Here is a 13,849-nt window from a genome sequence, read left to right as displayed (position 1 = left end):
GGCTCCGGAAGTAGGGTCCGGGGCCGAGTTATGACCCTTTCGCGCTCAGCAGGGAAGCGGCAATCCAGCCCACCTGACCGGTTTTGGGGGTTTCAAGCAATGCCCAGCCCGAGGGATCGTCGTTCAGCACCCGCACCTGATCGCCCGCCAGCAGCTGCACCAGCACCGGAAAGCGGGTTCCGGGTCCAAGCCGTACATTGGCCCGCGATGCCCGCACGCGGCGTATGTCTCCGACCGGTTCCGGTGCGGCAGCTGTGGCGACGGGCTGCGGGGCGGCTGCGGTGATCGACGCCAATCCGCCTTCGAGCGCGCCGATCTGCAAGCCGGTGGCCGGCAGGCTGAGCGAGACCCGCTGCGGTTCGGGCGTGCTGTGATGGGTGGTGTTCAGCCCCGTGCCGCGCGGGGCGCCGGGCGCGGGGTTGTCGCGATTGCCGGATGCAGTCTTGATCGCCGCAGGTGGCGGTCCCTGATAAGGTGTCAGCACCGGCGCACCGAGGCGGATTTCAGCCGGGCTGCTGACAATGCGATTCCGGTTTCGTTTTGAATCGGCGAGGGCTTCCTGCCGCTGGATGAGGCTGTCGGGCGGTGCGGGTGGCTCAAAATCGGCACCACCGCTCAATTCGTAGAACGCCAATGCCAACCCGGCAAAGGACACAATCAAAAACCGCGACATGGCGCGTACCCCCTACAAATGATCGCTTCAGACCTCGTGCGGTCCCGGTGTCGACGGCTTCCCCTCGCGCTTGGACAGCGTCGGGGACGGCGGCCGGGGTCCCAATGGCAGTTGGGAGAATCGCCCGTGACGCGATCAATACATCACAATCTTAGCATAAAATGAGGGGAGCCGCGGCGCTTTCCTCCCCTTAGGCCGCGTGCAGAGGCCAAAGGCGACGCAACGCGTGTCGAGCGCGCCGGTCACGGTTTTCATCTGTTGATAACCTGCCAAGGCCGCTTGCCGCTCGACGAGGGGAGCAGTATCACAAGAACATGACCGACCTGGTAGATGATCCGACTCCCCCCGAAATGCCTCAAGAAGGCGAGATTCTGGAACCGTTGCGCCGCGCGATCGGCGAGCGTTACCTGACCTATGCGCTGAGCACGATCATGCACCGGGCACTGCCCGATGCGCGCGACGGGCTGAAGCCGGTGCATCGGCGCATCCTCTATGCGATGAACCGCCTGCGGCTCAGCTCCAGTGGCGGCTTTCTGAAGTCCGCCAAGATCTCCGGCGACACGATGGGCGATTTCCACCCCCATGGCGATGCGGCGATCTACGACGCGATGGCGCGATTGGCGCAGGATTTTGCGGTGCGCTACCCGCTGGTCGACGGCCAGGGCAACTTTGGCAATATCGACGGCGACAACCCGGCGGCCTCGCGCTACACCGAGGCGCGCATGACCTTCATCGCCGAGGCGATGCTGGAGGGGTTGAACGAAGACTCGGTCGATTTTCGCGACAACTACGACGGCCGCCTCCAGGAACCCTCGGTCCTGCCGGCGACCTTCCCGAATATCCTTGCGAACGGCGCCAGCGGCATTGCCGTGGGGATGGCGACCAATATCCCGCCGCATAACATCGCCGAGCTGATCGACGCCTGTATCCATCTGATCAAGGCGCCGAACGCGGGCGACGACACGCTGCTGCAATATGTGCCGGGGCCGGATTTCCCGACCGGGGGCACCATTGTGGAGCCCAAGGAAAACATCGCCCAGGCCTATCGCACCGGGCGCGGCTCTTTCCGTCTGCGCGCCACCCACGAGATCGAGGATCTGGGGCGGGGGCAATGGCAGATTGTCATCACCGAGATCCCCTATCAGGTGCAGAAGTCCAAGCTGATCGAGAAGATTGCCGAGGTCATCCAGACCAAGAAGGTGCCGATCCTCGCGGATGTACGCGACGAGAGCGCCGAAGACATCCGCATCATTCTGGAGCCGAAATCCAAGAACGTCGACCCGGAGGTCCTGATGGGGCTGATGTATCGCAACTCCGATCTGGAGGTGCGGTTCTCGCTCAACATGAACGTGCTGATCGACGGGGTGACGCCCAAGGTCTGCTCGATGAAGGAGGTGCTGCGCGCCTTCCTCGATCACCGCCGCGATGTGCTCCAGCGTCGCTCGCGCCACCGGATGGCGAAGATCGACCATCGGCTTGAGGTGCTCGACGGTTTCATCATCGCCTTCTTGAACCTCGACCGGGTGATCGACATCATCCGTTATGACGAGGATCCCAAAGCGGCGCTGATGCGTGAAAACTGGGATCGCGAACATCCCCGCGCCTTTACCGAGGCGGAATATATCACGCCAGCTGCCGGCGACGGCGAACTCTCCGAGGTGCAGGCCGAGGCGATCCTCAACATGCGCCTGCGCTCCTTGCGCAAGCTTGAAGAGATCGAACTCACCCGCGAGCGCGATGCTCTGCGTGAAGAACGCAAGAGCCTTGCGGAGCTTCTGGACAGCGAAGATCTGCAGTGGAAGAAGATCACCGAACAGCTGCGCGAGACCAAGAAACAGTTCGGCAAGGACTATTCGGGCGGCGCGCGGCGCACCCAGTTTGCCGAGGCGGGCGAGGTCGAGGACGTGCCGCTTGAGGCGATGATCGACCGCGAGCCGATCACCGTGGTGTGCTCGCAGATGGGCTGGATTCGCGCGATGACGGGCCATATCGACCTGGGTCGCGAGCTGAAGTTCAAGGACGGCGACGGCCCGCGTTTCATCTTTCACGCGGAAACCACCGACCGGCTCCTGGTGTTCGGCTCCAACGGGCGGTTCTACACCCTGTCGGCGGCCAACCTGCCAGGTGGGCGCGGCATGGGGGAACCTCTGCGCCTGATGGTGGATCTGCCCAACGAGGTGGAGATCGTCGATCTGTTCATCCACAATCCCGAAGGCCGCCTGCTGGTGGCCTCGGATGCGGGCAACGGGTTTGTCTGTGCCGAAAGGGAAATCGTGGCGCAGACCCGAGGCGGCAAACAGGTTCTGAACGTCAAGGATGACGAGCGCGCCAAGATCTGTATTCCTGTCTCGGGCGATCACGTCGCGGTGGTCTCGGAGAATGGCAAATTCCTGGTGTTCTCGATCGAGGAAATGCCGGAACTGACCCGCGGCAAGGGCGTGCGGCTGCAGAAATACAATATGGCACGCGGGCGTCAGGGGGCTCTGGAACTGGACGGCGGGCTGGCCGATGTCACCACGTTCAACTGGGACGAAGGGCTTCAGTGGGAAATGGGGGGCGGCAAGACCCGCCACGAGACCGACCTCAGCCAATGGCTCGGCAAGCGGGCGGGGGTTGGCAAGCGGCCGCCCTATGGGTTCCCGAAGTCCTACAAGTTCAAATAGCGGCAACAACTTGCCGGAAAACATGTGGCCCCCGCGCAACCGCGCGGGGGTTCGCCGTTGTGCGGGTTTACCGGCAGGGAAGTCCCGGTCTATCACTTGGCGACCCTGATCCGACCGCGAGATAGAGAATGTTGATGATCCGCACCTTTGCGCTTCTGGCCGTCACCGCCCTGCTGGCCGCCTGTACCCCGCCCAGCCCCGATGACGCGTTGCGTGATCTCGGCAGTTTCAAGCTTGGCCATAACATCGTTGTCGCCCCCAAGGTGCAGATGGTGCCCGGGTCCCGCAAGGTGGAGCCGGATGAATGGGTCGATCTGCTGACCAACGAAATGGCAGCGCGCTTTTCGCAATACGAGGGCGACCAGCTTTATCACTTCGGCCTGAGCGTGGAGGGCTATTTTGTCGCGCCCGGCGGCGTGCCATTGGTGCTGAGCCCGAAATCGGTGCTCGCCGTGAAGGTCACCGTCTGGGATGACGCCGCGAACCAGAAGCTGAACGCCGAGCCGAAGACTTTCACCGTGTTCGAGACCACCTCGGGCGAGAGCTTCCTCGTGGGCTCGGGGCATGCCCGTACCCGCGAAGAGCAGATGCTGGGGCTGGCGCGCAACGCGGTCAGGGAGATCGAGGTCTGGATGGCGGAGCAGCACCAGGAAAACGGCTGGTTCGCGCCCGATGCCCCGGAGGCCGCAGAGGTGCCGCCGCAGGCGGATGCGACCCCGGCCAGCGAGTAGCGCGTTTGTCAAGAACGAACCGCTTGATTTTTGCGCGTAAACCAAATAAGCCGCGCGCGCAGAGGAAACCGGGTCCGGTCGGACCCCCCAATTTTCAAAAGGGCGCCTAAGGAATGGCAAAGGAAAAGTTTGAGCGTAATAAACCGCACGTCAACATCGGCACCGTTGGCCACGTTGACCACGGTAAAACCACGCTGACCGCAGCAATCACCAAATACTTCGGCGACTTCCGCGCCTACGACCAGATCGACGGCGCACCGGAGGAAAAAGCTCGCGGTATCACCATCTCCACCGCCCACGTGGAATATGAAACCGAGACCCGCCACTACGCGCACGTCGACTGCCCCGGCCACGCTGACTATGTGAAAAACATGATCACCGGTGCGGCGCAGATGGACGGCGCCATCCTGGTTGTGAACGCAGCCGACGGCCCGATGCCCCAGACCCGCGAGCACATCCTGCTGGCGCGTCAGGTTGGCGTTCCCGCGCTGGTCGTGTTCATGAACAAGGTTGACCAGGTCGACGACGAAGAGCTGCTGGAGCTCGTCGAGATGGAAATCCGCGAACTGCTGTCCTCCTACGACTTCCCGGGCGACGATATCCCGATCATCGCGGGCTCCGCGCTGGCGGCGATGGAAGGCAACAACCCGGAAATCGGCGAAGAGAAGATCAAGGAACTGATGGCGGCCGTGGATGACTACATCCCGACCCCCGAGCGCGCTGTCGACCAGCCGTTCCTGATGCCGATCGAAGACGTGTTCTCGATCTCCGGCCGCGGTACCGTTGTGACCGGCCGTGTGGAGCGTGGCGTGATCAATGTTGGCGACGAAATCGAAATCGTCGGCATCCACGACACCAAGAAAACCACCTGCACCGGTGTGGAAATGTTCCGCAAGCTGCTGGACCGCGGTGAAGCCGGCGACAACATCGGCGCGCTGCTGCGCGGTGTTGACCGTGACGGCGTTGAGCGTGGTCAGGTTCTGTGTAAGCCGGGCTCCGTGACCCCGCACACCAAATTCGAGGCAGAAGCATACATTCTGACCAAAGAAGAGGGTGGCCGTCACACCCCGTTCTTTGCGAACTACCGTCCGCAGTTCTACTTCCGCACCACCGACGTGACCGGCACCGTGACCCTGCCGGAAGGCACCGAGATGGTGATGCCGGGCGACAACCTGAAGTTCGAAGTTGAACTGATCGCCCCGATCGCGATGGAAGACGGTCTGCGTTTCGCCATCCGCGAAGGCGGCCGCACCGTCGGCGCGGGCGTCGTGTCGAAGATCCTCGCGTAAGGCAGGATCGCATCGACGCGCCATACGGACCGTGTCGAAGATCCTCGCGTAAGTCTCGCGAAGATCCGAGAATAGAGAGGGCCTCCCAACGGGAGGCCCTTTTTATGGTGTCAGGAAGCCTGCCACGTGTTTTGCCCGATGGCCGGTGCTGCACAGAGCAACGTCAGGCGCAGAGGGCAAATTCCCTGCACGGAACGCCAACTTCCCTCTTGCACAGCCTGCCCGTCTGGCATAGGAACTGCCGCACTACAGGGGTATAGCTCAGTTGGTAGAGCGACGGTCTCCAAAACCGTAGGTCGCGGGTTCGAACCCTGCTGCCCCTGCCAGTAAAATCAACGACATGAGCCGAGTGACCGATAGCGCAGCAGCTGCGTTTGGGAATTCATTTGGGAATTGTGCCGCTGTTTCCGAACATTTCCAGCTTTTTGATGGCCGATTCAGCAAGCTCCGAATCCCGGCTTAGATAGTGTTCGTCCAGGATGGCCCCGACGTCCTTCATGCTGTGACCGGTGATGGTCGCAATCTCAGCTTCAGAGCAGCCCGCGATGGCGAGGCGTGTCACAGCCGTGCCTCGCAAGTCGTGGAACGTGAGCCCGACGATCTTTGCTTTAGCGACAGCTTTGCGCCATGAGGCGCTAAAGCCTTGGCTGGTCCAAGATGTGCCGTGACTGGTTGTCAGAATGGTTTCGGCGGTCTCGCTCTTTTCCACGGCATCCAGTGCCGCTCGCAGGGGCGTTGCGATGGGAATAACCACCCGGCGCTGGGTCTTGCTCTGTCGCAGGCGAATGTGGGTGCCATCGTAGGCGCCCCAGGTGAGCCGTAGAAGGTCACCTTGCCTCTGTCCGGTCCACACGGCCATCAGATACGCAAGGCAGAGCCTCTGTGGCGCTATTTTGAGGAAGGCCGCCTCATCGGCGTGCGTCCATATGCTTTCGGAGCGTTTCGCGCGATAGAGTTTCCCCGGCCTTTCGCACGGGTTGGCATCGGTCAAACCGCGATCATACGCCCAAGCGAGAATCGAGGCTAAAGTGGCGAAGACATAGTCGGCCTGACGTCGCGACTTGAGCGCCATCTCGTCGCGCCAAGACAAAAACTCCGCTCGAGCTCTGCGGTCGGTGAGGGCCTTTATGGGAAAGTCCCCAAACCGTTCCTCAATCCTCCGAATATGTCCCACGTAGTCACGGCGTGTTCGTTCCGCGAGGCCTGCCCACTTTGGTGTGTCTTGATACTGATTGAGTATGGCTTGAAGGTTGTCTTTGTTGTGCGTCACCTTCTGCTGAACAGCGTCGTTGTATGCTGCCATGAACTCGGGACCGCCCGGTTTCCCGGGAAGGCGCGGTCCGCCCTTCCACGCGTAGTAGTAAGTGACCTTCGCGCCGCTGGCCAATCTGGACGTAACCTTGTTGATGCCCTTTAGCTTAACTCGCATGTTGTTTTGTCTTCCATTCGTCGAAGGGGGAGGCCGGGATCGCAGCTTGCTCATTTTCCGGCAGGAAGCGCACAGTTCCTGCATCGGTCACGATCTCCACAACTGCTCTGGGGTCGTTGGTGCGTGCTGCGTTGATGAAGCGCTGAATTTGTGCGGCGGTGAACTGCTGTTTTTTGGCCATCAGTTTTTCCCTTCAGATCTGCGCATTCTCCGAATGCAACGGTTCATGATTGTTTGGCGCTCACTGATGAGGTCAGACAGATTTGCTTTCTTTAGTTCGATCCGCACGTGGAGCTTTGCTAGTCGGCGCAGCTCCGCGTCTTGCGCGAAGTGAAGCCACATGGCCTTTAGGCCAAATGGCTGGTTTCTGCGCTTCGGCTGAGGCGGTGTCTGTGTAGTGGCTGCCACTGTACAGGGCAGCGGCTTCTGAAGAGGCGGCATTGCTACATCCATCGTTTGGGGGTGCGGCGCGTGTATCGTGAGTGGTGGTCAGCGCGTTTGTGGCGCAGGCAATTGCCCGTTGTATGGGCAATCCGGGCGGCCATCCCTGGCGCGGCGCGGTAAGCGCGCAGAGGCGGTCTTGATCCAGCGGCTCAGCGCGCTTTGGCGGGATGTGTCGGTGCTTTGAATGCCCATCAGATCGACCAGCCAGAGCGCCTCATCGTGGGTCCATGCATCTGACATCGGCGCAGTGATGCGACCGCCGAGGTCCGCGAATTGCTCGGACCTCTGATGCATCGGCGTCGCCCTGAGCGTCTCCGCCGCAGCATAGAGCGCGAGCGTGTTGATCTCGGTGGATGATGCGCGGGCGGTGGGCAACTTGGAGGATTGATCCGCCCGCGCCTGATCCGCACCGCGGGAGCGGTGCGAAACCTCGGGACAGCCGGCGGCGCGCAATCCTCCAACGCGCCGCGTGTGTTCAATGGTCTCAGAGGGGCGGGGCCCTCGGGATGCGTCCGCCATGGATGCGGAATCTGGAGAGATAGGGTGTGTCATTGCGGGTGCGCCTCGCCTTACGCCGCATGGGGGCCGTGCGGGGTGATCTGGCGATCCGCCATCACGCGGCGGACCTTCTGGCCGACGCGGTCGAGGACCTGCTCGGTCGGTTCTGGCGTCGGCGCCGGGCGCTCGACCAGATGCGCAGCGCGCAGGCGCGCCGGGTCAAAGCCCTGGCCGCGCGCGGCCTTCAGGGTTGCCCAGGCTGTTGTGAAAAGATGCGGGCTGTCCAGGTGGTCCTCGGGCGAGCCTGCGATCTGCTGCGCGTCCCGCAGCACGGTTTCCAGTCTGTCTTGCATTCAATCCTCCATCGGTTGATGGGGATGACGTAATCCGAAAAATATGAACTGGTCAAGTCAATGGTTCAAAAAATTCGGATAAATTCCTGTTGGCGTTTGTTTGAGAGTTCGGATTATATGAGAACAAAAAGAGAACAATCGGGAATCGGAGAGGTAAGGTTGTTACAGGTGTTGGCGTTGGCGCGCCGTATTGGGGTGGATCTCAACCTTATTTGTGATCCGCTTTGGACTATTCGTCTTGCAGTGCTGAGAAGAGCCTGTCCTGAACGTCCTGCGGAAGTTGAGCAAAGTCACCGTGGAGAATGAAATTAAAGTCGATCCGATGCTGCCGGTAGTAATACTTCATGGTGGCAATGCTTGGAGCGCCTCTACTCTCCTGGCTGTGGAATGTAGTCTTCTTCAAGCCAAGTTGCTTCGCGACTTCTAGCTGCTGCAGGCCAAGAGAATTGCGTGCGGCCAGAAGGCGCACTCGAATAGCTTCGGGCGATACATCGCCCGTGCGGGCTAGGCGTTCTTTGGTGTCGATGTTCATAGGGACTATCTACTTCAGGTCCGAATAAATTGAACTTTCTCATCGTCGGACCTTGATGGTCTGAATAATTCGGACTATCGGTTGTGCATGAGCACAAGAAATCTGATGAATGAGCTTGGCGGGTACAGGGCCGTCGCTGCACGTCTCGGCAAGAGTCCGACGACAGTACACACCCATATGCAGGCGGGCGTCCTACCTGCGGCTTGGTATGATGCACTCTGTGTGATGGCAGTGGAGGCTGAGGTTTGTGAACCAAATCGAGGTCTCTTCTCATTTCTTGCAGTTGCGGGTGAAAATGATGCAAAGGGCGCAGCCGCATGAGCCGCCCGCGTCTAACCCTGATCGTGAACAATGATGTGCCATGCGACCAGCCTGGCACGTCAGCTGACCAAGCGTCTTGGTCAAATCAGTTGGACCCTCATGCGCTGAAGGTCAGCGCGCCTGACCTTTGGTCGGCCTATTTCCACGCGCGGTTTCACAGCCCACGCGAGGTGGCGCTGTTTTGCGATGTCTCGTTTCAGACCGCGCTGAATTGGTGGGGCGCTGTGACGGCGCCTGCCAGCCATACCGCCCTACTGATGATCCTTACCGATCCCGGCGCGGCGGCGTTCTTCCAGGATCAATTGGCGAGGGCCGCATGATGGTACGGAATTCCTCACCCCGGATCGAGCGGATTGCCTATCAGATCTGGTGGCTGATCCAGGACAGTGCCGGCGAGTGCACACTGCAAGATATGGCGGAGTTTACCGGCGCCTCGATGCGCACCTGCACCCAGATCTGCCGCTATCGCGGCTGGGCCGGGGCCTATCGCAAGATGGTGCAGCGGCCCGCGGCGGAGAGTGGCCCGCGGATGATCGAGGCGCTGGATGGTGAGCTGTCCGCTCTGTTCGGGGAGGCCGCCTGATGTTGAATGCAGCAGGTTTGCAGCCAGTCTCGACCGATGATCTGCCGGAGTATCCGCTGGGCGTCGAGGATCGGCTGGACAGCCATTACTTCATGGCCTGGGAGCGTCGGCGCTGGCTCAACTCCGATATGCGGCTCAAGGGCACGCCAGAGTGCCGCGCGCTCTATTTTGACCTGATCAATATCTCTTACGATCAGACGCCGGTCGGCACCGTGCCGCAGGATCTGGAGACGCTGGCCAAGTTGCTGTTGGTGGATCCGGGGCACTTTCGGGCGTTGTGCAAGCTGGACTACGGCCCGCTGCACAAATGGACGCCCTGTATCTGCGAGGGCGGCGAGGTTCGGCTGATGCACCCGATGGTACTGCGCACCCTCACCGAGGCGCTGTCACGCAAGGAGGACAACCGCGCCAAGCACGAGGCGGCCAACGCCGCCAAGCGCTTGCAGCGCTTGCGCTCGACCGTGGCGGGCTACCACGCGGAGCTCGCGAAGAATGACGCCGCCATTCGCTGGATGGATGAGTGGCTTGTCCAGGAGGGCTGCGAATACCGCAACGCCACCTGGATCGAACGCGCGATGCAGTCCTGGTCGACGCATATGTTTGACCTCGGGCAGGCGCGCTCCAGAACCCACCGAACAGTGTCCTGACACTGTCCAAGACTGTCCGGCGGACAGTTCAAGACAGTCTCGGACAGTCTCAGACTGTCCTGCACGACAGGGATAGAGACAGAGACATAACAAAACAGAAGGACAGTCGCCGGACACATTGACGTCGGCGGCTGTGGATAACTCGGATTTGCTGAGAATGAGGTGCAGAAATGGATGCAAAGGAACAGGCCGCCGGTGAGGCGCGGGTGCAGGACATGTTGATCACGCCGCTGGAGGCGTTGGGGCTGGCGCGGCCCTCGACGCTGACCAAGGCGCAGTTTGCGGTGATGCTGGGCGAGCTGCGCCAGAAGCTGGCGTATATGACGCCCGCCAGCCTCGCAGTGCTGCGGGATTGGGTTGAGGCACACCCCGGTGGCAAGGACAAGGATCGGTTTCCGATTGGGCTGAAGATCCTGAACAAGGCGCGCGAGATCCAGCCGCCGGAGAGCGGGCCATCGCCGCTGATGCTCAAGGTATTCGGCCATCCGCTGGGGCAGGAGGCGCTGGCCGGCGGCTGGGCGCCTGAGCTGCTGCGCTATCTGCGTGGGGCGCGGGAATGGCCGGGACGCTACACCATCACCCAGATTCGCAATGAGGCGGATGAGGCGGTGCGCCGGATGGCGGATATCGAAATGCGGGCAGGGCGCGGGGATCGCCTGTCGGCCGAGGATGCGCGCTTTCGGGTGCGGCGGGCAGAGGCTCTGCAGAAATGCCGGGAGATCGCAGACCAGGCGCAGCGGGGTGCAGCAGCATGAGCGAGCATGTTGTGATCGTGGCGCCCGATGGCGTGGCGGATCTGACCCCGATGGCTAAGTTTATGGCGGCGCGCCAACTGCGCCTGAAGGCAGAGGCGGAACGCATCCAGGCGGTGAAGGCGCGAGGGCAGGTGCCGGAGGTCTGCGGCGATGCGATCCCCGAGGCGCCGGCCCGCGGAGCCATTCGCGTGTTCCAGCCGATGAGCCTGTTTCCCGATGGTGAAAGCGACTGGAAAGCCCGCCCCTCTGGCTACCGTGGCCGGTCGGCCATGCAGTGCGCGGATGTGTTTGATGTGATGGCGGCCAAGGCGGCCAGCAACGGCAAGCCCGCGCCATTTACCCGCGCCCAGGTTGCGGCGGGGCGATATTATCGAGATCTGGTCGAGCGCCACGCCTGCGCAGGTGTCCGGTGCTCATCTGTCGAGGCCATCCGCAGCGGCGGTGGTGGAGGCAGTGGCAGCTTCATCGATGCGGTGCTGCGGGATCGCGAAGAGATCGAGCGCATCCAAAGGCGCATCGGCACGGGTACTGCCATTGCCGTGCGCAAGATCCGCCCGTCCAAACGCGGTTCACGCGTGAATATCACGGATCGGCGGCTGGTGGATATGGTGTGCCTGGAGGACAAGCCGATCAGCGCGGTCCTGCGGGCGCATGGGTGGAGTGTCCGGGGGCAGACGTCCGGTGCGTTGCGGCAGGCTCTGGCTGAGGTGTTGGAGCGGATGGTTTGGTGAGGGCTGAAATCAGCCCAAACGAGACGTTCATGCGGAGTGCAGAATGACACGCGACGCTGATAGGAAAGGCCGGACAGCTGCCCTTCGCCGACCCGCTCAAATGGTCGCGACGCGTTGAAATCAATCTTGATCCCTCCCCCCCCCTGACCGCTGGGGTAGCAGCGAATGAGGACATTGGATCTCGCGCCAAGACTACCGCCCAACTCAGCTATCATCAAAATCGATGCCCTATAGAAAAGGTTCTCGGAAGTTAGCTTGCCACCCCAGGAACCAAAGATAGATGCTTCCAAAGCGATTTGTGGATGGCCATACGCTCCGCATCATTGAGGGTAGTGTTTCCCCGAAATATCCATCTATCCCTCCGTTCATTGCCGCCACGCTGTTTTTTGACCAGAAAATTGTTCCCGACGACTCCTATCCGATAGAGATCTGCGAGAATTCTTTCTACACCCTTGCTTCGGAACAGTTCTGATACCAACTCATCGTTTTTGTAGCGTTCTTCAAGTCTGCGCCCTATCGAAGACTTGAAGAACATGGTATTGAATCCAAGAAAAAACTTTTGAAGGGATTCAATCTCTTTGGGGGTGTACGTAGCTAAGAGCTCTTCGGTTATTTCAAGCCATGTCTGCTTGGAAAATTCTAAAGCTGTCTCATCAAAGTGAGCAGTTGTGAATTTCTCTGCCTGATCATTGAAGCTCCTTGCTACCTTCAAGAGTCTGACAACATCTCGCGGCCGGTAGTAGGATGACCTCAAAATAAATTTAAAATACTCTTGGTTGTTAATATCTCTTGGAAAGAAATGCGCCCAAACCTTTTCCTCCTCAACTGAAGTAGAGGTGGATATTTTTCTACCTACAAGTCTCAACAATGGATGGTCTGCACTGTCGTTTGCATCGGACCAGTCTATTTTGTCTCCAAAATCATCTACTTCCTTTCCGATCTCGTGACCTAGCTCCAGTATAGAATGAAGGACCTCCGACCGAAGAGTGGATATGATGAACAAAGCCCTCCCACCCTCGGCGGACTCCGCATTAAGTTGAGATATTACATAAATTAAATCGCGTAGAATTCTGCGATCCCTATCAAATTGATCTTGCGTATGATGAACCAACTCAAGCTCGTCGAACAAAAGGTACATTCCGTTTCCAAAGTCAATCTTGTTGAGAAGCTTTGAGCAAACTCTGTTTGCATTCGCTGGAGACACTGTGATCTGCTCCGGACCTTTTTCCCCTTCTATTCCTAGTTCAACGGCAATACCAAGCGCCTCTCCGCTAAGCTTTAACCTTCCAGAGCTAATCTTAGAGAATAGCGCCCCCAATGAGCTCGAAAATCCACCCTCAGATACACCTGTAAGTTTACAAAGCTTTTCAACATCTGGTCCGTAAAAATTTTTCTCCTTAAGTAGCTCTGCAATCTTTTGGTATATCATCCACTTCCACGACTCTTTGAAGTCCTGTGCAAAGGATGGCACCCCTTCGGTGCTCAAGATTTGAAACCCCGCCCCCTTTGATAGGCCCTGCCGATCCTCTTCGCTCACATGCGATTTGAACAAAATCACCTCAGAGTGTCGTCCAGACGTCAATAGCCTATCGTGAATATATCTGAGGAGTGCGGTTTTTCCAGCGCCCTTGAGGCCATAGATGAAATACTTTTGGCCAGTAAGGTATTCATCGATATCAACTCTCTTCGGAATACTGAAGGAGCTCATGAAATAGTCTACCCCGGCTCTCTTTTGCTTTAGGATTTCATTCTTCGCATCGACTTCACCGAGATAAATGTCTTTAATTTTCATTGGTCGACCCTGACGGTTTTTAGAGAGTTTAGTGTACGTTCTTGGCGCGAATCTTATGGGGCGCCGTTTCTAACCACAAGTGCAAGAATCGGCTCTCAGGGCAAACCGGAAGGTAATCTTCGGCCTAATCTCTGTTGCCGCATGAACTCTCGTGACCTCGTTCCCCGGGGAGGGGGGAGCGTGGCGCAATCTGTTCGGCTGTTTTCGAGTTGGCGCTTCTTTTGCCGCACCTTAATTGGTCGCCTCCGATCACCCGTTTGGACATGGCACGAACGTCGGACTTGGACCGGTCGTTCATCTTTGCAAAGTCTGCTACCTGCACTTAGCTGACATCCACGCTAGATGCATCATGAGGTGACGCTCGAACAGGAGGGGGCGGGTAGCTGACTTTCCCTGCAGGCGTGTACT

At 59.5% G+C, this 13,849-nt stretch carries 15 protein-coding genes and 1 tRNA gene; 9 read left to right on the top strand and 7 right to left on the bottom strand.

Annotated elements, in window-relative coordinates:
* Nucleotides 1-28: 28 nt before the first annotated feature.
* Nucleotides 29-673, bottom strand: a complete 645-nt coding sequence (locus ACXAF5_RS17190; RefSeq protein WP_474947519.1) for an SH3 domain-containing protein — start codon at nucleotides 671-673, stop codon at nucleotides 29-31.
* Between the two features lie 314 nt (nucleotides 674-987).
* Here ACXAF5_RS17190 and parC point away from each other — a divergent pair, with 314 nt between their 5' ends.
* The 4 genes from parC to ACXAF5_RS17170 all read left to right on the top strand — a co-directional run bounded on the left by parC (nucleotide 988) and on the right by ACXAF5_RS17170 (nucleotide 5,682).
* On the top strand, nucleotides 988-3,336 hold the full coding sequence (gene parC, locus ACXAF5_RS17185) for a DNA topoisomerase IV subunit A (protein ID WP_474947518.1): 2,349 nt from the start codon (nucleotides 988-990) through the stop codon (nucleotides 3,334-3,336).
* Nucleotides 3,337-3,470: 134 nt separating this feature from the next.
* On the top strand, nucleotides 3,471-4,067 hold the full coding sequence (locus ACXAF5_RS17180; protein WP_474947517.1) for a hypothetical protein: 597 nt from the start codon (nucleotides 3,471-3,473) through the stop codon (nucleotides 4,065-4,067).
* A 113-nt stretch (nucleotides 4,068-4,180) separates the two neighbouring features.
* Nucleotides 4,181-5,356, top strand: a complete 1,176-nt coding sequence (tuf, locus tag ACXAF5_RS17175) for an elongation factor Tu (protein ID WP_239322645.1) — start codon at nucleotides 4,181-4,183, stop codon at nucleotides 5,354-5,356.
* Between the two features lie 250 nt (nucleotides 5,357-5,606).
* A tRNA-Trp gene (locus ACXAF5_RS17170) sits at nucleotides 5,607-5,682 on the top strand.
* Nucleotides 5,683-5,738: 56 nt separating this feature from the next.
* Here the strand turns inward: ACXAF5_RS17170 and ACXAF5_RS17165 are convergent.
* The 5 genes from ACXAF5_RS17165 to ACXAF5_RS17145 form a co-directional block, all read right to left on the bottom strand.
* Nucleotides 5,739-6,785 (bottom strand): tyrosine-type recombinase/integrase, encoded by a 1,047-nt coding sequence (locus tag ACXAF5_RS17165; RefSeq protein ID WP_474947516.1) that lies wholly within the window; start codon nucleotides 6,783-6,785, stop codon nucleotides 5,739-5,741.
* Complete coding sequence (locus ACXAF5_RS17160; protein ID WP_474947515.1) at nucleotides 6,775-6,966, bottom strand: hypothetical protein; 192 nt, start codon at nucleotides 6,964-6,966, stop codon at nucleotides 6,775-6,777. Before ACXAF5_RS17160 ends, ACXAF5_RS17165 begins: the two co-directional genes overlap by 11 nt.
* A gap of 308 nt (nucleotides 6,967-7,274) precedes the next feature.
* Nucleotides 7,275-7,748 (bottom strand): hypothetical protein, encoded by a 474-nt coding sequence (locus ACXAF5_RS17155; RefSeq protein ID WP_474947514.1) that lies wholly within the window; start codon nucleotides 7,746-7,748, stop codon nucleotides 7,275-7,277.
* Nucleotides 7,749-7,798: 50 nt separating this feature from the next.
* A complete protein-coding gene (locus tag ACXAF5_RS17150) occupies nucleotides 7,799-8,080 on the bottom strand; it encodes a hypothetical protein (RefSeq protein ID WP_474947513.1) in 282 nt (93 codons plus the stop codon).
* A gap of 229 nt (nucleotides 8,081-8,309) precedes the next feature.
* On the bottom strand, nucleotides 8,310-8,612 hold the full coding sequence (locus ACXAF5_RS17145) for a transcriptional regulator (protein ID WP_065321304.1): 303 nt from the start codon (nucleotides 8,610-8,612) through the stop codon (nucleotides 8,310-8,312).
* Between the two features lie 317 nt (nucleotides 8,613-8,929).
* On the opposite strand from ACXAF5_RS17145, the gene ACXAF5_RS17140 reads away from it, so the two are divergent.
* The 5 genes from ACXAF5_RS17140 to ACXAF5_RS17120 all read left to right on the top strand — a co-directional run bounded on the left by ACXAF5_RS17140 (nucleotide 8,930) and on the right by ACXAF5_RS17120 (nucleotide 11,649).
* Nucleotides 8,930-9,253 (top strand): hypothetical protein, encoded by a 324-nt coding sequence (locus ACXAF5_RS17140; protein WP_239321455.1) that lies wholly within the window; start codon nucleotides 8,930-8,932, stop codon nucleotides 9,251-9,253.
* Entirely contained in the window at nucleotides 9,250-9,516 is a 267-nt protein-coding gene (locus ACXAF5_RS17135; RefSeq protein ID WP_474947512.1) for a hypothetical protein, read from the top strand. Before ACXAF5_RS17140 ends, ACXAF5_RS17135 begins: the two co-directional genes overlap by 4 nt.
* Nucleotides 9,516-10,163 carry a hypothetical protein gene (locus tag ACXAF5_RS17130; RefSeq protein ID WP_474947511.1) on the top strand — a complete coding sequence of 216 codons (648 nt, stop codon included), beginning with the start codon at nucleotides 9,516-9,518 and terminating at the stop codon, nucleotides 10,161-10,163. The genes ACXAF5_RS17135 and ACXAF5_RS17130 overlap by 1 nt, the downstream gene beginning before the upstream one ends.
* A gap of 170 nt (nucleotides 10,164-10,333) precedes the next feature.
* A complete protein-coding gene (locus ACXAF5_RS17125; protein ID WP_474947510.1) occupies nucleotides 10,334-10,918 on the top strand; it encodes a hypothetical protein in 585 nt (194 codons plus the stop codon).
* A complete protein-coding gene (locus tag ACXAF5_RS17120) occupies nucleotides 10,915-11,649 on the top strand; it encodes a hypothetical protein (protein WP_474947509.1) in 735 nt (244 codons plus the stop codon). The genes ACXAF5_RS17125 and ACXAF5_RS17120 overlap by 4 nt, the downstream gene beginning before the upstream one ends.
* 250 nt (nucleotides 11,650-11,899) lie before the next feature.
* Here ACXAF5_RS17120 and ACXAF5_RS17115 read toward each other — a convergent pair whose 3' ends face one another.
* A complete protein-coding gene (locus ACXAF5_RS17115; RefSeq protein ID WP_474947508.1) occupies nucleotides 11,900-13,441 on the bottom strand; it encodes a P-loop ATPase, Sll1717 family in 1,542 nt (513 codons plus the stop codon).
* Between the last annotated feature and the right edge of the window lie 408 nt (nucleotides 13,442-13,849).

Source organism: Epibacterium sp. ABV4_022, assembly GCF_056159345.1.
This window is presented reverse-complemented; position numbering and strand designations above follow the sequence as displayed.